The following is an 18,447-nucleotide window of genomic DNA, read 5'->3' as shown; positions in this document are numbered from 1 at the left end:
TTAAAAATTCAATTTTTTAAATATTGTATTAAGATCTTTGAGTGAATTTTTATCTATTAATTTTCCTTTAATTTTTAATTCACTGTTTTCAGTTTGCAAAGTATAATCTTTTCCTTTTCTGTTAACCTGCTTCAGATCCCTTAAATTTATTTTCTTTGAAAACAAGGAGTTTAGCGTAACTGTATCTTTTTCAAAAGTTAAATATTGAAATTTACTTTTAAACAAATAAATCCCAAAACAAAGCATAGCAGCTATTAAATAGCCATAATTAAAATAGTTTTCTGTATTATTTGTGATAGATATTATTCCTAATACCATCCAAAACAATCCATAAACAAACATCCATCTTAGGTGCATACGTTTATATCGTATTTTAATTTTCTCCATTTCTTAATCCAAAAGAGAGTTTGCTACAATCCAACCACCTGTCCAAGCATTTTGAAAGTTAAAACCACCAGTTACAGCATCAATATTTAAAACTTCACCAGCAAAAAAGAGATTCTTATGAATTTTACTTTCAAATCTTTTGAAATTAATTTCTTTTAAATCAACACCTCCAGCTGTTACAAACTCATCTTTAAATGTACTTTTTCCACTTACTTTAAAAGTGCTTTTTGTTAATTGATTAGCTAAATCTTCTAATTGTTTATTGCTTAATTGCGCCCATTGTGTAGTTTCAGAAATTTTAGCAGCAGCAACTAATTTAAACCATAATCGCTTTGAAACATCTTCAAAAACCGAACGTAAGATTACTTGTTTCTTTCCGTTATTTTTCTTCTGTAATTTTAAGAAATCTAAAACTGCATTTGTTGTTTTAGATATCCAATTTACTTCTATTTCAAACTGATAATTTTTCTTAAAAAGTTCTAATGCTCCCCAAGCTGAAAGTTTTAAAATCCCTGGCCCACTCAAACCCCAATGGGTAATTAACAAAGGACCTTGTTCTGCTAATTTTGAATTTAAAATTTTTACAGACGCTTTTGGAACCGAAATTCCCGGAATATCCTTTAAACGTTCATCTTTAATATTAAATGTAAATAATGAAGGAACTGGTTGTTGAATTTTATGTCCTAAACCTTCTATTAAATTCCAAACCTTGGTATTACTTCCTGCTGCAATCAACACAAAATCGGCTACAAATTCCCCTTCATTCGCTTTAACAATAAATTGTTCATCTTTCTTTTCTATTGAATCAACTCTGGTACTTGTTTTTAAAACAACGCCTGCATTAATTGCACTTTCAACAAAACAGTCTATTATACTTTGCGATGAATTACTTTCAGGAAATATTCTGTTATCATCTTCTATTTTTAAAGGCACTCCTCTATTTTCAAACCACTCCATAGTATCACCAGTCATAAATTGATGAAAAGGACCTAATAATTCTTTTTGTCCACGTGGATAAAACTCAGTTAAATCTTTAGGCACAAAACAAGCGTGGGTAACATTACAACGTCCTCCTCCACTTACTTTTACTTTTTGTAAAACTTTATTGCTTCCTTCTAAAATAACAACTTCCAAATCTGAATTTAATTCTGCTGCATTAATTGCTGCAAAATATCCTGCTGCCCCACCTCCTATTACTATTAGTTTTTTCTTCATTTTTTCAACTTGCTTGTTTTTCGCTAACCTAAACTTATTTTAGGTTCACATAATAATTGTTACCTAGATTAATTATATTCTGAACTAAATTCAGAATGACGGATGCAATCTAAATTATTAAATCCTGATAAGGGATTACAGTTTGAAACCCTTTTTTATTAAAATAATTTAATGTGTCATCATTTCCAGTTGCTAAAATAAAATCACCACCCCATGCTCCTAAACTTTTTGTTTGTCCAAAATAATCTGAAAAATAAATATCTTGAGCTGTTTTTAGTTGAATTGTTTTTGAAACCAATTGTTCATGTTCAATAATCAATTTTTCAAAATCTAGTAATTTATTACAATTCAAAAACGCATCTGTTAAAGTTGAAATATCTTTTATTTCTGAAGTTAAATTCCCTTTTAACTCTTTAAATCGTTTAATTCCTTCTCTACTATTTTGCTTTTTATTTAAATACACAAAATACAATTGCTCCTTAAACGAAGGATTAAAATCTACCTTTTCAATAATTGGATTTAGCCCATTTTTTGTATATAAAATAGATGTATTATGGGCTGCACAAGCTAAATCGTAACCACTTCCTCCAAAAGTTTTCTCCAATAATTTATACGGATTTACTTTTGCCCAATTTGCTAAGTTATTTATTAATGTTGAAGAAGTTCCTAACCCCCAGTTTTTAGGAAATGTCAAATTTGTTTTCACCAAAAAACCATTATTTGAATTTAAAAAAGCTGCATTTAACACTCTTACTTCTTTTAAAATTTGCATTAAGTTTTCAGCTAACGTATCGTTCCCTCCATCTTCAGTAGCTTCAAAATCTGCACTAAACAAACGTAGTTTTGGTAAATCGAAAATAGCTTCTAACCAAATCTCTCCTGTATTGGTAAAACTTTGCCATACTAATTGTGGTTCTTTTATAGATTCAACTGTTAAACCTTGTCCGCATGTTGTTGGCACTGCTAATGATTTTGCGCCATCTAAAACAAAATATTCACCTGTGAGTAATAATTTTCCGTTACTGTAAAATTCTTTCAAATCGTAATTTTTTCTTTTTGACATTAAAAAACTGAACACAAAATTTTAAATCACTACAACTCCGTTCACGTTCAGCTACCAACTTTAAATAGATTCTTGCAAATTATCTTAAGAACTTACTTATTTCAGAAATAGTTGAAACTTTTAAAAATTCAAATCCATTGGTGTTTTCTTTAACTTCTTCATGTACCCAAGTGGTATGAAATGGCACGTGAATTGCTTTTGCTCCAATTTCTAAAACAGGCAGCACATCAGACTTTACAGAATTACCAATCATTAAAAAATGCTCTGGTTTACAATCTAAGTTTTTTAATAATTTTGAATAATCAGTGCTTTTCTTATCACTCATCACTTCTACGTGATGAAAATGTTCTTCCAAACCAGATTTATTTAACTTCCGTTCTTGATCTAACAAATCTCCTTTAGTTGCTAAAACCAATTTATAATCACTATTTAAACTTTTTAAAAGGTTTTCAACACCATTTATTAATTCTATTGGCTTATTTAACATTTCCTTTCCTAAGGCTATTGTTTTGTTAATCAACTCTAGGTCTCCCGAATTGTTGGTAATTTCAGATACAGTCTCTATCATAGAAAGCATAAAACCTTTCACGCCATAACCGTATAATGGAATATTCCCAATTTCATTTTTAAACAGTACATTGTTTATTGATTCTTCAGGTAAATAAGCTTTCAATAAGTTACAAAACGCCTGTTCAGTTTCTCGAAAATAAGGCTCGTTTACCCACAAAGTATCATCTGCATCAAATGCAATAACTTTAACATCTCTCATTTAATTTCTCCTATTTTCTTAAATTATTATAAGCTTCCACAACGGCATTATGAGTAACCGTTTTATTTTGAAAATAATTAATTAAAAATTCTTTATCTGCTTCACTTGCACCCAATCCTTTTATAATATTTGTTAAATGCATTTTCATATGTCCTTTTTGAATTCCGGTTGTTGTTAAGGCTCTTAAGGCTGCAAAATTTTGAGCTAAACCTGCAACGGCTATAATTTGCATTAATTCTCTTGCTGAAGGTTTACCTAACATTTGCATTGCTAATTTTGATAATGGATGTAGTGACGTTAAACCACCAACAGTTCCCAAAGCTAAAGGAATTTCAATCCAAAATTTAAAAATACCATCTTCAATTGAAGCATTTGACAAACTTTTATACCTACCATCTTTTGAGGCATATGCATGAACACAGGCTTCAATTGCTCTAAAATCATTACCAGTTGCAATTACAACGGCATCTATACCATTCATTATACCCTTATTATGCGTCACTGCTCGGTGCGGCTCCACATTAGCAATTTGAACAGCCTGAACAAATTTTTGCGCTAAAAATTCAGAATTCTCAACGTATAAATCCTCTACTTTACAACTAACCTCAGCTCTTACCAAACATTCTGGAACGTAGTTTGAAAGAATACTCATAACTACGATTATTTCATCGTTTTCAAACTCTTTTGCTATGGCCTCCAAACAAGAATTAATAAAATTTGCGCCCATACTATCAACCGTTTCAAAAGAAACATGTAGTTGATAATAATTATTAAGTTCAGCAGTTTTATCTCGCAATTCAATAGCCAAAATACCACCTCCTCGCTTTCGCATGTTTTTGGTAATATTTTCAGTAGATTTTAATAAATCTTCTTTTTTTAAATCAAAATATTGTTGAAGTTCCTCTTTATCGCCTTCAAACATAAAATGTACTTGTCCAATTTTTACTGTTGAAATAACCTCAGCTTTAAAACCTCCTCTACTACTCCAAAATTTTGCTACTAAAGCAGCAGCAGCCACAACAGAACTTTCTTCTATAGCCATTGGTATGGTATAATCCTTTCCATTTATTACAAAATTTGGTGCAATTCCAAAAGGTAAATAATAGTTAGAAATAGTGTTTTCAATAAAATCGTCATGTAAATCTTGAATTTCTTTAGTATCGTTCCAATACTGTTTTAATATTTCTTTTGATTTAGAACTATTCCCGAAAAAATTTTCTATCAGCCAATCAATTTTTTCATTTTTTGAAAGTTTAGAAAATCCGTTAACCGTTTTTGACATATTTTAAGTTGTAATATATTACGGCAAAGATAATTGAATATTAAGATTATTTAACTAAACAATTTATCTTAAATTTTGTTAAAAACGGAACAAGTTGACATATTTCATCCTTTTTTTAACAAAATTTCCTTAAACTTGGCCTTTATTTTAAGAAACTATAATTCATGAAGAAATTTTTTTACCTACTTTTTATCATAACTTCCTTAGTAACAGCACAAAAAAAAAATATAGAAATCGATGAAATTTGGAATGGTACGTTTAGCACTCAACGTATGAACTCTTTAAATTCAATGAATGGTGATTATTATACACTATTAAATTATAATAGAACTACACAAAGTTCAACAATAGACAAATACAGCTATAAAACTTTAGAAAAAACAACTACAATTGTTGATGGTAAAGATTTACCTTATTTAAATACTTTTGAAAGCTACCAATTTAACAAAAACGAAACTAAACTGTTACTTTGCAAAGATTCTAAACCAATTTATAGACGATCTAGCTTAGGTATTTTTTATGTTTATGATATTGCTTCTAAAAGTTTACATTTAGTGGATGAAGAAAGAATTCAGGAACCTACATTTTCTCCAGACAGTAAAAAAATAGCCTATTCAAAAAATAATAATATTTATATTAAAAACCTTGAAACTAAAGAGCTAATACAGATAACTACAGACGGAAAAAAGAATGAAATTATAAATGGTATTAGTGATTGGGTGTACGAAGAAGAATTTGGCTTTGTAAAAGCTTTTGAATGGAGTAATGATAGCAATCACATTGCTTTTTTGAGATTTAATGAAAGTGAAGTCCCTACTTTTTCAATGGATATTACAGGTACAGATTTATACCCAACTCAACAAGTTTTTAAATATCCTAAAGCTGGAGAAAAAAACGCTGTTGTAACGCTTCATATGTATAATATAAATTCTAAAAAAACTTCAAAAATTGATTTAGGAGATTATGAATATATCCCAAGAATTAATTGGACAAATGACTCTAACATTTTAAGTGCAAGAACTTTAAATCGCCATCAAAATAATTTAAAACTATTTTTTATAAATGCTTTAACTGATGAAACCAAGGTTGTTTTAAATGAAACTGAAAAAGCATATGTGAATACTCATGACAACCTAATTTTCTTAAAAGATAATAGTTTTACATGGACTAGCGAAAAAGATGGATTCAATCATATTTATCTATATTCGAGTGAAGGAAAATTAAAAAATCAAATTACATCTGGTAACTGGGAAGTAACTAAATTTTATGGTGTAAACGAAAATAACAAAACACTTTATTATCAATCTGTTGAAGATGGATCAATTAATAGAACTGTTTATTCCATTAAATTAAATGGGAAAAATAAAAAACGCCTAACAAATTCTCAAGGTACAAATACTGCTTCTTTTAGTAAAAATAAAAACTATTTCATAAACACCTTTTCTGATGCAAATACACCAACAATTTATACTTTACATAATGGAAAAGGAGATCTATTAAAAGAAGTACTTAATAACAATGATTTACTTACTAAACTTAAAGCATATAAGATTAGTGAAAAAAAATTCTTTTCAGTTGAAACTAAGAATGGATCTTTTAATGCTTGGATGATAAAACCAATAAATTTTGATGCTAATAAAAAGTATCCCCTATTTATGACTCAATATTCTGGCCCAGGTTCACAATCTGTTAGTAATAGTTGGAACGATTATAATGATTACTGGTACCAACACCTTGCACAAAAAGGATATATTATTGTTTGTGTTGATGGTAGAGGAACGGGATTAAAAGGACGTGATTTCACAAAGGTTACTTATAAAGAACTTGGAAAATATGAAGTTTTAGATCAAATTCAATCTACTCAAGAATTAGCTAAACTCAACTACATTGACGAGAATAATATAGGAATTTGGGGTTGGAGCTATGGTGGTTTTATGGCTAGTAATTGCTTATTAAAAGGAAATGATACTTTTAAAATGGCAATAGCAGTTGCTCCTGTAACAAGTTGGAGGTTTTATGATAGCATTTATACAGAACGTTATATGCAAACACCGCAAGAAAACCCTTCTGGCTATGATGAAAATTCACCGTTAAACTTTGCACCATTGTTAAAAGGAAACTTTCTTTTAGTGCACGGTAGTGGAGATGATAATGTACATGTACAAAATACAATGCGCTTAACAAATGCCTTAATTGAAGCTAATAAACCATTTGAACAAGCCATTTATCCAGATAGAACTCATGGTATTTATAGAGGTAAAAATACAAGGTTACATCTTTATAATAAAATGACTATTTTTATCGAGAAAAATTTAGGAGAAAAAATAAAATAAATTTAATTATTAACCAACTAAGATAGTACTTTAGTAAAAGTAAAAATCTATTAAAATAACTTTTTAGAATATGAAAGAAATACCATTTAGAAAAACCCATCCAAAAGGTTTGTATACTTTATTTGCTACAGAAATGTGGGAAAGATTTAGTTATTATGGAATGCGTGCCTTATTGGTATTGTATTTAACAGCAGAACTTGTTAATGATGGTTTCGGTTTAAATAGAGAAGAAGCATTAGAAATGTATGCTATTTTTACGGGGTTGGTTTATTTAACACCAATTTTAGGAGGATGGATTTCTGATAAATATTTAGGCCAGCGAAAAACCGTTTATATAGGTGGGTTAGTAATGGCTGTTGGACAGTTTTTATTAGCTGCTAGTTCATTTTTAGATCATTCATTAGACACTGACTCTCGTTTATTTTTATTTCATTTTGGTTTAGGTGTACTTATTATTGGTAATGGTTTTTTCAAACCAAATATTTCTACAGTAGTAGGTTCTTTTTACAACGATAACGACCCAATGAAAGATGCTGGTTTCAACATTTTTTACTTAGGGATTAATTTAGGTGCAATTTTAGGAACATTTATAGCCGGTGGTTTAGGTGAAAGTGTAAACTGGGGGTATGGTTTTCTCGCCGCAGGTATTGGTATGATCGTAGGTGTACTTTGGTTAAACTATAGAGAAACTACTCTAGAGAACAATGGCTTACATGAAAGTGTTCCAGACGGCAAAATTAAACTAGATGGTAAAGATTGGTCTACAATATTAATATATTCTGTAAGTTTAATTTTAGGTACGTTAGCACTTATTTATGTTTGGGGATTTTTACCTGAAACCGCTAGAAGTTATATAACATACATTGGTTTTGCTGCAATCATAATAAGCTTATCCTTTATAATTTTTAAAGGAACAAATGGCTCAAACGAATGGAGTAGAATGGCTGTTATAATTGTACTAGCGCTTTTTAATATTGTTTTTTGGGCTGGTTTTGAACAAGCTGGTGGTACTTTTAGCTTGTTTGCAAAAGAAAATACTGATAGAGTTATGTTTGGCTGGGAAATGCCAGCAACTTGGTTTCAAAATGTAAATTCATTTGCTATTTTAATATTTGCAACATTATTTTCTTTAATGTGGCTCTGGTTAGATAAAAAAGGCTGGAACCCTCGTACTCCTGTTAAATTTGCTCTTGGATTATTTTTAGGAGCTTTAGGTTTTTGGGTAATGACACAAGCTTCAAATTTAGCTGATGCTGGAAATTTAGTTTCTCCTTGGTGGTTAGTTACCGTTTATACTTTATTAACTTTAGGTGAATTAATGCTATCTCCAATTGGACTTTCAATGATTACTAAATTAGCACCTGCTAAGTTAGTTTCTGTTGTAATGGGACTATGGATGGCAAGTTTTGCTGCAGGTAATTATATGGCCGGTATGCTAGAAAGCATTTTAGAAAAATATGATTTTGCATTGTATCCTTTTATTACAATGGTTATGCTAGGATCTGGAGTTGTACTTTTATTACTGTCTCCGTTTTTAAATAAAGCAATGAAAGGAATTCATTAAAATGGCAACCTTTTAAACATATATAATTATAATAAAAGCTCATACATTTAATTGTTTGGGCTTTTTACATATAAATTCAATTTAAAAAAATTAAAAAATGAGTACAGAAAAAAAAGATTTAGGGTTTATTGGACTTCTTAAATCGTTCACCCAACCATTTTGGATTGCTAGTGCAATGGAATTATTTGAACGTTGGGCTTGGTATGGTTTATTTGCTGTTTTAGCACTTTATTTAACAGGTTCTACAGATGAAGGCGCATTAGGATTTTCTCATATTGAGAGAGGGGAAATAATGTCTTATGTTACTTTTATTTTGTACTTATTACCTATTGTTACTGGTGCAATATCTGATAAAATAGGTTACAAATTATCTTTAATAATTGCTTACTTATTATTAGGAATAGGTTATTATTTTATGGGAGAAGTCACTTCATATTCTTCTGTTTTTATAATGTTTTTAATTGTAGCAATTGGAGCTGCAATGTTTAAACCTGTTGCCTCTGCAATTGTTACTAAATCTACCAATGAAACTAATTCATCTTTTGGATTTGGAGTATTTTATATGATGGTAAACATTGGAGGTTTTTTTGGACCACTATTTTCTGCTAAATTAAGAGATGAATATGGTTGGAGAATTGTATTTATCATGGCAACAGTAGCTATAGCTGTTAACTTAATAATAGTAATCTTCTTTTTTAAAGAACCAAATAGAGAAAAAAATGAAGATTCATTGGGAAAAACAATCATTAATTCTATAAAAAATATTATTGAAGCGCTTTCTGATATGAAATTGACCTTACTACTTTTAATAATGGTTGGTTTCTGGTTAATGTTTAATCAATTATTTTATACGTTACCAGTATTCATTGAGGAATGGGTTAATACAAAACCTCTATACGAAGCATTATCAAATTACGCTCCTACAATTGCTGAATTTTTCAAAAACAAACATGGTGGAATTAACCCTGAAATGGTTGTAAATCTTGATGCATTTTTTATTGTTATCCTACAAATGATTGTATCAACCATTATATTAAAATGGAAACCAATTAATGCTATGATGACTGGAATTTTTATTGCAGTTATTGGTATTGCTTTATCTTTTTACACGTCAAATGTATTCTTTACAATATTTGGTATATTAATTTTTGCAATTGGAGAAATGACTTCAAACCCAAAATTCTCTGATTATATAGCAAAAATCTCTCCTAAAGGAAAAGAAGCCCTTTATATGGGAACTTATTTTCTTCCAATTGCATTTGCAAATTTATTAACAAAATGGATTACTGGAGATTTATATCAAAATATGTCTGATAAAGTAGTTTTAATAAGAAAAGAGCTTTCAAACATTAATATTGAATTACCTGAAATAAGTGAAACATTTACAAAAAATGATTTTTACGCTCAAGCTGCTAATAAATTACAAATGACACAAGATCAAATGACACAACATGTTTGGGATAACTATCATCCTGGAAATATTTGGTACGTTATTGCTGTAATTGGTTTTTTAACAATTATTGGACTAGTACTTTATGATTACGTTATAAAAAAACAGTTAAAGAACGCAAGTAATTAACACTTTTCAATATGAACAAAGAAAAAAATGAATTTTTTGAAACCCAAGTATTAGGTCATCCATCAGGATTATTTGTATTATTTTTCACTGAAATGTGGGAGCGTTTTTCATTTTATGGAATGCGTGCTTTATTAGTACTATTCTTGGTAAGTTCCTTAGGAATTGGTGGTTGGGATTGGCCACGCGAAAATGCATTAGCATTATACGGAACCTATCTTGCACTGCTATATTTAACTCCAATTATTGGAGGAACTTTAGCTGATAAATACTTAGGAAACAGAAAAGCAATTATTATTGGTGCGCTTATTATGACACTTGGTCATGCAAGTATGGCCATAGAATCTAATCCAATATTTTTATACCTTGGATTACTTTTATTAGTAATTGGAACAGGTTTTTTTAAACCTAATATGAGTTCATTTATTTCTATTTTATATAAGGATTTTCCAGAAAAGAAAGATGGAGCCTACACCATTTTTTATATGGGTGTTAATGCCGGTGCCTTTTTAGGAATAATGCTTTGTGGTTATTTAGGTGAAATACTTGGGTGGAGCTGGGGATTTGGTTTAGCTGGTATTTTTATGCTATTAGGTTTATTACAATTTACCTTAGCACAAGGTATTTTTGGAGATGCAGGAAACAAGCCTAATGTTACAAACAAAAAAATTGAAGCTGATGATCATACAGAAATTGAAGATAAATTAAATCCGTTTACATTAATAGATAAAATTTTAATTGCAATTGTAGCTGTTTTTGGATTAACCTGGGTAATTAATGATCCTCTTTCAAAAATTGTAGATTTCAATATTTTAAGTGTTGGTGATTTTGATTTTTCTGGGCAAACAATTATTGTTGTTCTCATTTTATTTTTAGTACTAATTGCTACACGTATTGCAAGATATAGTACAATTACACGAGACAAAATGATTGCCGTAGTTGTTATTGCGTTTTTCATTATCTTCTTTTGGGCTTCATTTGAGCAAGCAGGTGGATCTATGAGTATTTTCGCAAAAGATTATACAAATAGAATACTTTCTGGTAATGCCGCATTTATATTCAATATTGTTGATGTTATAATAACTGTAGTACCTATTGCTTTAATTACATGGGTTTTATACTTACTATTTAAACAAACTTTTAAAAAGTATTTAATTTCTAATTTAATTTTAGGATTTAGTTTTGTACTGATATGGGCCATTGTTGGTTGGAAAATCTATAACAACTTTAATACTTATTCATATGAAGTTACTTATAACACGTATAAAATTTCTAAAACAACTGAAGATAAACCACAAGTAATAACTGCTGAAACAAAAGCTCCTGAAAATGCTATTATTACTAGTAAAACTGCGGTAATAAGGTCTTCAAATGAATTTTTAACTAACGATAAGCTTTCAATTATTGATATAGATAAAAAGGGTGTTAAATTTAAATATCTATCTGAAGATCAAGCCGCAAATGTAAATACAAGTATAAATGCAACTATAGTCCGAAAAAAAGAAAATGAAATTGAAATTCCGGCAACTTGGTTTTTAATTTTAAACTCATTATTTATTATTGCGTTTGCACCACTTTTTTCAAAATGGTGGGAAAGTAAATACAATCCCGCTCCTGCATATAAATATGCAATTGGATTGTTTCTTTTAGGTATTGGATTTGCATTTTTAGCTTTTGGAGCTACAGGAATTCCACAAGGAGCAACAACAGCCTCCGTAAGCATTCTCTGGCTCGTTCTAGCTTACCTATTCCATACTTTAGGAGAACTATGTGTTTCCCCTGTTGGTTTATCATATGTTAGTAAGTTAGTACCTGCACGTATGATTGCTTTTATGTTTGGTGTTTGGTATTTAGCATTGGCTATTGGTAATAAAGCTTCAGGAAAAATGGGTGCTATGATTGATATTATTACGGCTAAATATGATATAGCAACTTTCTTTTTAATTTTTACTTTTGTGCCTTTAATTATTGGTGTAATTGCTATTTTATTAAATCCAGTATTAAAAAAATTAATGCACGGAGTAAAATAAATTTATTAGAAAATTGTAATTTTGGCAACATATTTGCGTCAAAGAATTTATTACAAACTAAATTAAACAAATAAATATGAAGAAATTTTTAATACTTTCAATAACATTATTTACTATTTCTCTTTCAGCTCAAGAAATTAACTGGATGAGTTTTGAAGAAGCAATAACTGCTCAAAAAGAATCTCCAAAAAAAATATTTATGGATGCTTATACAGTTTGGTGTGGACCTTGTAAAATGTTAGATAAAAATACCTTTCACAATAAAGATGTTGCTAAATATGTAAATGAGAATTATTATGCAGTAAAGTTTAATGCTGAAGGAAATGAATCTATTAATTACCAAGGAAATAAATTTGAAAACCCAAATTTTAATCAAAATACAAAAGGTAGAAATAGCTCACATGAGCTGTCTAATCATTTTAGTATTAGAGCATACCCTACCATTCTATTCCTAGATGAAACTGGAAATCTTATTGCTCCTTTACCAGGGTATAAAACTCCAAAACAATTGGAAATTTATTTAAAGTTGTTTAAAACTGATGATTATAAAAATATAACAGCACAAGATGATTGGAAAAATTATCAAGATAAATTTAGTTATGAATTTATAGATTAATTAAATTATTCTTTCAAAATAAAAGCTCCTTTTTGCATAGTATTGTAAAAAGGAGTTTTCTTTTTATTACAAGTACTTTCCCAATTTTTAATATAACTGCTATAATTACTTGCGTCTGTTACAATTACTTTAGGTTTATGCAATTTTAACAATCTTTCTAAATTAATTTTAGGTGAATTTTGTAAAATTATAACAGAAGGTTTTACAGATGAAAAATTATAAATACCTAAACTGTCTACTACCAATATTTTTTCATTTTTAAATTCATAATAATTTTTCGGGTTCCTATTTTTAAAATCTTCGGTTAAACCAATTTTCAACAAATAAGGTTTCAAATTATAATTAAACTTAACTGAATCTAAATTGGAATACACCTCCAATTTTTTCCCAAACCTACTAGTTAAAATATTTCTTCTACTTTCATTAAAAACAATAAACTCATTAGTAGTTTCAAGTTTATAACGTTCAACTATTAAAACACATTGAATGCTAATAAACAATAACAAGGTTGAAATTACTCTGTAGAAACTCATTTTTTCAGTGTATTTAAAGAAAACAACCATAAAAGCATAAATAGCAATCATTAGTACCAATGAAATTGAAATATTATCAATAATAAATACTTGTTTACTCCCAATCCATTCAACAAAATTGTTTAAATATTTTAATATTTCTATAAAAATATCCGCCAAAGTTTGTGGCAATAAATTAAATAACCCCAAAATAATCACAAAAATACCATAGATAAGAAGAACTCCTAAGAATGGGATTATTACCAAATTAGAAATGAAAAATAGACCAGGAAATTGATGAAAATAAAATATACTTAAGGGTAAAACACCTAACTGAGCCGCAAAAGAAACCGTTAGTAATTGCCAGATCTTTCTTAAAAACCAATTTTTTGGAATTATTAAATTATATAATTTTGGTTGAATCCAAACTATTGAAAACACAGCCAAATAGCTCATCTGAAACCCAACCTCAAAAAGATAATAGGGATTAAATAACAACAGAAAAAACATTGAAATAATTAAAGTATTGTATGTATTAGTTGGCCTATTCAAATGCATTCCTATAGATAATGCTGTAAACATTGAAACAGCTCTTACAACCGAAGCTGACAAACCCGCTACAATAGCAAAAGCCCATAATAACATTATTATGAGTACACTTGAAATTAGCTTTCCATTTTTAATTCTATGCAATGGTTTAAATAAAAATGTTAAAATCATTAAAATAATTCCAATATGTAAACCCGAAACTGCTAAAATATGTATGGCTCCAGCATTTGAATAACTCTCTATTAAATCCTTTGAAATTGATTGTCTTTGCCCAAGTAATAAGGCGTTTATAACGGCTAATTCATTATCTTTAAAACCATAATTTACCAATGAATTATTAATAGCCTCTCTTAATTTACCAGCCATACCTTTAATAGAATTCACCTTATTAGAAATTAACAAGTACTCATTGTTATTTATAAATACCTGATGATGAATTTGTTTATTTTCCAAATACTTTTTATAATCAAAAGCATACGGATTTAAAGGTTTATTTATTTCCAAAAAAGGTGCATCAATTAAAACAAAATCATCAACATTTAAGTTAATTACGCTTTTACTTTTTTTAAGATTTAAAACAATTTTACCTTTGGTTTTAAATCCATCATAAGTTGTAATTTCCGTAATGTACCTATTATAATTCCCTGTAGATTTAAGAACCTCTCTGATATATAAAACAGCTGTTTTATTGGTTTTAGCTTTAAAATTTAGGGTATTGGAATAATGATTACTCTTATTCAATTGATTTCCTAAAATTATTGAGGAAACACCAATAGTAATTATTAAAAGGAATGAAAAAAACGTATAAAAAACTGAAGGTTTAAGTTTCTTAAATGAAATAATATAAAATACAGAAAGAATTACAAACAACCCAATACTCATTATTATTAAACTATAGGAATTAATTGAAAAATAATGACCAATTAAAATACCAATAGTTAATAATAAAGTTAATTGTACAGGAACAAACTTTAAAAATTTAATCATAGCTTGATAAAGCTACGAAAAAAAATTAAACAAGTTTTTTTGAATTCACTTCTGAACTAAGCAATTCATTTTCAATAAGTAACAAAAGTTACAAAATGACTTATATCATAATAGCCTAGTCCCTTAACGCTTAATTTTGATAGAAACCAACTTAGATTAATATGAAAAAACTAATATTCAGTTATTTAGCTATTATTTTTATAGGGATTAATTCATTTGCACAAGAAATTTCTCCGTATATAAAAGTTTCCGAATCTACAGAAAGTATTGACCATATTTCAGAAAAAATAATTAACGTTCTAAAAAGTAGTTCTTTTGAAATTTTAGGAATTTACACCCCTTCAAATAAAAAATCTTTAAAGGTAATTGCATTTACAAATAAAGACCTAAAAAACACCGTTATTAAAATTAAAGATAGAGGAGCTCTAGCAGCTATATTCAAGATTGGATTGGTTACTCAAAACGGTAAAACAACAATATCTTACACAAACCCAGATTACATTTTAAGAGCCTACTTAAATACAAATTATAATAACTTTAAACCTGTTTTTACAAAATTCAGTTCTGAGTTAAAAACCTGCCTATCTATAATTGGAAATGAGTTTAAACCATTTGGAGGTACCGTTAAAGCTTCTAAATTAGGAAAATATCATTATAAAATTATGATGCCCTATTTCACCGATCCTATTACTTTAAATGAGTTTACTTCTTTTGAAGAGGGTTTGAAAATAATTAACTCTAATTTAAGCTCTAAAAATAATAACACAACTCAAGTTTATAAATTAATTTATTCAAAAGAAAAAGTTGCCGTTTTTGGAATAGGCTTAAAAAACCCTGAAGATGGAGAAGCTTATTTTTTACCCAAAATTGGAGAAGCTCACGCAGCAGCCTTGCCATATGAAATTATTCTTCAAGGAAAAAAAGCTACAATGCTTCATGGAAAATACAGAATTGCATTGCATTGGCCTGAATTAACTATGGGAACTTTTATGAAAATTATGAGTACTCCAGGAGATATTGAAGACACCCTAGAATCCATTTGTAAAGAAAAAAGTATTTATTAATTCAATAATTTCAATTACTCCAAGACAATTTATAGTTTTGGGGTAGTTGAAACAATTAATTTTGCTGCTTTTGTTGAAGCTCCCACTCCTCCTAATTTTTTTTCAAGATCATAATAATCTAAAAACATTTTAGAACGTTCAGAATCATTTAGAATTTTTTTCATTTCAATTTCTAAATTAGATTTATTAAAATCTTCTTGAATCAATTCTTTAACTACTTCTTTATCCATTATTAAATTTACTAAAGAAATAAACTTTAAGTCTATTAATCGTTTTCCAATTTGGTAAGATAACCAACTGGTTTTATAACAAACTACTTCCGGAACCTTTAAAAGTGCAGTTTCCAAGGTAGCCGTTCCTGAAGTAACCAAAGCCGCGTAAGAAATTGATAATAACTCATATGTTTTATTACTAATAAATTTCACATTTTCATCAGTAATAAACTGTTTATAAAAATCATATTCTTGGCTTGGAGCTCCGGCAATTACAAACTGGTAATCTTGAAATTTCTTAGCTACTGAAAGCATTATTGAAAGCATTTTTTTTATTTCTTGCTTTCTACTTCCTGGTAACAATGCAATTATAGGCTTATCAGATAAATTATGTTGTTTTTTAAACTCAATTTCATGAATCTTTTTTCTATTAGCAATAGCATCCAATAAAGGATGCCCCACAAAATTAACATTATAATCATACTTTTTATAAAAATCTTTTACAAAAGGTAAAACAACATACATTTCATCTATATCTCTTTTAATATCTTTTACCCTTCCAGGTCTACTTGCCCAAACTTGTGGTGAGATATAATAAACGGTTCTAAATTTATTTATTTTGGCCCATTTTGCTATTCTAAGATTAAATCCTGAATTATCAATAAATATAATTTTATCAGGATTAAATTTTAAAATATCCTTTTTACAGAATTTTATAAAACTAAAAATTTTTGAAAGGTTTGTAATAATCTCTGCAAACCCCATAAAAGCTCTTTCTTTGTAATGACTTACCAAGGTACCACCAACTTCTGCCATTAAATCACCTCCCCAAAAGCGTATTTCAGCTTTTAAATCTTGTTCAAATATAGCTTTCATTAAATTAGACCCGTGCAAATCTCCTGAAGCCTCTCCAGAAATAATATAATATTTCATGTGTTTAAATTTTTATTATAATAGGTAACACATGCTGCTCACTATTAATAATTCCCTTATGTGTAAAAATTATAAATACTTGTTTCAAATTACCCCAAAATATTCAATAGCAACACTAAAAAAGCGACTAAAAATGTTTCTATAAGCACACCTCTTGCTCTATAAATTTGTTTTTTCTTCAAAAACACGAAAAACACGAAAAAATTAGCTAGAGCACCAAGCATTAATACTTTCCCTCCTAAATCACCTTCTTTTATTAATTCTAAACTTCTATTAAAGTTAAATTTTGAAAATAATTCAATAAAAATATATGAACCAATAAGTGTAGCTACAATAGCAACTAAAAAACCAATTAAAATTTCCTTTTTCATGCGTCTAAATTTTTATTTATATTATTATCATTCAATGTTTAGCATTAATCATTTCAATATAAATCAAAATTAGACATGCTTATTTCTATAAATTCCAATTATTCAACTTTTGAATAAAATGATGTGCAGTTAAATCAAATTGCACAGGAACCAAGGAAATGTAATTATTTGCCAACGCCCATTCATCTGTATCCTCTCCTTTATCCATATTAACAAATTCACCTGTTAACCAATAATAAGTTTTTCCTTGCGGATTTACACGTTTATCAAACTCTTCCACCCAATTAGCACGTGCTTGTCTACAAATCTTAATACCTTTAAAGCTTTCACTATTTGGGAAATTTGCATTTAGTACAACACCTTCAGGCAAACCATTCTTTAAAACATTTAAAACTATTTGTTTTATATAAGGTTTTAAAGGTTCAAAATTTGCGTTCCAAGAATAATCTAACAATGAAAAACCGATGGCAGGTATTCCTTCTATTCCTGCTTCTACTGCCGCGCTCATTGTACCAGAATAAATAACATTAATTGAAGAGTTAGAACCATGATTTATTCCAGATACACAAATATCTGGTCTTCTATCTAAAATTTCACTAACTGCTAACTTTACACAATCTACAGGAGTTCCCGAAGATTTAAATTCTTTTTGCGAACCACTATCTAACTTTATTTCATTACAATATAACGTTTCATTAAGTGTAACAGCATGTCCCATACCACTTTGCGGCCCTTCTGGAGCAACCACAACAACGTCTCCAATTTCGTTCATTACTGAAATTAATGTTCTTATTCCTGGAGCTGTAATACCATCATCATTGGTTATTAAAATTAATGGTCTTTTCTTCATAATTCAAAATTTAAAAACAAATTTACTACATTTTATTTGGTTTGAATAAATTAAATTTTAACATTTTATAGTGATAAAACTGTAGTAATTTTAATTATTATTGTACGCCTTTATTATCAATAATTAAATTGGAT

At 28.7% G+C, this 18,447-nt stretch carries 15 protein-coding genes; 6 read left to right on the top strand and 9 right to left on the bottom strand.

The annotated features are described in order from the left end of the window. The 5 genes from DAD81_RS01565 to DAD81_RS01545 all read right to left on the bottom strand — a co-directional run bounded on the left by DAD81_RS01565 (position 1) and on the right by DAD81_RS01545 (position 4,716). Positions 1-387 carry a hypothetical protein gene (locus DAD81_RS01565; RefSeq protein ID WP_157961053.1) on the bottom strand — a complete coding sequence of 129 codons (387 nt, stop codon included), beginning with the start codon at positions 385-387 and terminating at the stop codon, positions 1-3. 3 nt (positions 388-390) lie between these two features. Then, a complete protein-coding gene (locus DAD81_RS01560) occupies positions 391-1,602 on the bottom strand; it encodes a BaiN/RdsA family NAD(P)/FAD-dependent oxidoreductase (protein ID WP_111706470.1) in 1,212 nt (403 codons plus the stop codon). Between the two features lie 109 nt (positions 1,603-1,711). Beyond that, positions 1,712-2,665, bottom strand: a complete 954-nt coding sequence (locus DAD81_RS01555) for a GYDIA family GHMP kinase (RefSeq protein WP_111706469.1) — start codon at positions 2,663-2,665, stop codon at positions 1,712-1,714. Between the two features lie 79 nt (positions 2,666-2,744). Next, positions 2,745-3,434 (bottom strand): HAD family hydrolase, encoded by a 690-nt coding sequence (locus tag DAD81_RS01550; protein ID WP_111706468.1) that lies wholly within the window; start codon positions 3,432-3,434, stop codon positions 2,745-2,747. A gap of 10 nt (positions 3,435-3,444) precedes the next feature. Then, a complete protein-coding gene (locus tag DAD81_RS01545; protein ID WP_111706467.1) occupies positions 3,445-4,716 on the bottom strand; it encodes a hydroxymethylglutaryl-CoA reductase, degradative in 1,272 nt (423 codons plus the stop codon). A 164-nt stretch (positions 4,717-4,880) separates the two neighbouring features. Between DAD81_RS01545 and DAD81_RS01540 the strand changes: the two genes are divergently transcribed. From DAD81_RS01540 to DAD81_RS01520, 5 genes are all read left to right on the top strand, one after another. Further along, entirely contained in the window at positions 4,881-7,049 is a 2,169-nt protein-coding gene (locus tag DAD81_RS01540; protein WP_111706466.1) for a S9 family peptidase, read from the top strand. A gap of 70 nt (positions 7,050-7,119) precedes the next feature. After that, entirely contained in the window at positions 7,120-8,613 is a 1,494-nt protein-coding gene (locus DAD81_RS01535; RefSeq protein WP_111706465.1) for a peptide MFS transporter, read from the top strand. 97 nt (positions 8,614-8,710) lie between these two features. Further along, positions 8,711-10,192, top strand: coding sequence for an MFS transporter (locus tag DAD81_RS01530; RefSeq protein WP_111706464.1), 1,482 nt, complete (start codon positions 8,711-8,713; stop codon positions 10,190-10,192). An 11-nt stretch (positions 10,193-10,203) separates the two neighbouring features. Further along, positions 10,204-12,219, top strand: coding sequence for a peptide MFS transporter (locus tag DAD81_RS01525; RefSeq protein ID WP_111706463.1), 2,016 nt, complete (start codon positions 10,204-10,206; stop codon positions 12,217-12,219). A gap of 76 nt (positions 12,220-12,295) precedes the next feature. Further along, the gene (locus DAD81_RS01520) at positions 12,296-12,835 is read left to right on the top strand and encodes a thioredoxin family protein (protein ID WP_111706462.1); all 540 of its coding nucleotides are present in this window, start codon (positions 12,296-12,298) and stop codon (positions 12,833-12,835) included. A 5-nt stretch (positions 12,836-12,840) separates the two neighbouring features. Here DAD81_RS01520 and DAD81_RS01515 read toward each other — a convergent pair whose 3' ends face one another. After that, positions 12,841-14,883, bottom strand: a complete 2,043-nt coding sequence (locus DAD81_RS01515; protein ID WP_111706461.1) for a ComEC/Rec2 family competence protein — start codon at positions 14,881-14,883, stop codon at positions 12,841-12,843. Between the two features lie 161 nt (positions 14,884-15,044). On the opposite strand from DAD81_RS01515, the gene DAD81_RS01510 reads away from it, so the two are divergent. Further along, positions 15,045-15,947: a hypothetical protein gene (locus tag DAD81_RS01510; protein ID WP_111706460.1), complete on the top strand. Its 903-nt coding sequence runs from the start codon at positions 15,045-15,047 to the stop codon at positions 15,945-15,947. A gap of 29 nt (positions 15,948-15,976) precedes the next feature. Here the strand turns inward: DAD81_RS01510 and lpxB are convergent, their stop codons facing one another. The 3 genes from lpxB to surE all read right to left on the bottom strand — a co-directional run bounded on the left by lpxB (position 15,977) and on the right by surE (position 18,313). Further along, positions 15,977-17,092, bottom strand: a complete 1,116-nt coding sequence (gene lpxB / locus DAD81_RS01505) for a lipid-A-disaccharide synthase (protein WP_111706459.1) — start codon at positions 17,090-17,092, stop codon at positions 15,977-15,979. 89 nt (positions 17,093-17,181) lie between these two features. Then, the gene (locus DAD81_RS01500) at positions 17,182-17,463 is read right to left on the bottom strand and encodes a hypothetical protein (RefSeq protein ID WP_111706458.1); all 282 of its coding nucleotides are present in this window, start codon (positions 17,461-17,463) and stop codon (positions 17,182-17,184) included. Between the two features lie 85 nt (positions 17,464-17,548). Further along, complete coding sequence (gene surE, locus DAD81_RS01495; protein WP_111706457.1) at positions 17,549-18,313, bottom strand: 5'/3'-nucleotidase SurE; 765 nt, start codon at positions 18,311-18,313, stop codon at positions 17,549-17,551. Positions 18,314-18,447 lie beyond the last annotated feature (134 nt).

The organism is Lutibacter citreus, from assembly GCF_003260195.1.
Lineage (GTDB): Bacteria > Bacteroidota > Bacteroidia > Flavobacteriales > Flavobacteriaceae > Lutibacter > Lutibacter citreus.
Note: the sequence above shows the minus strand (reverse complement) of the source record. Positions and strands in the feature narration are given on the sequence as shown.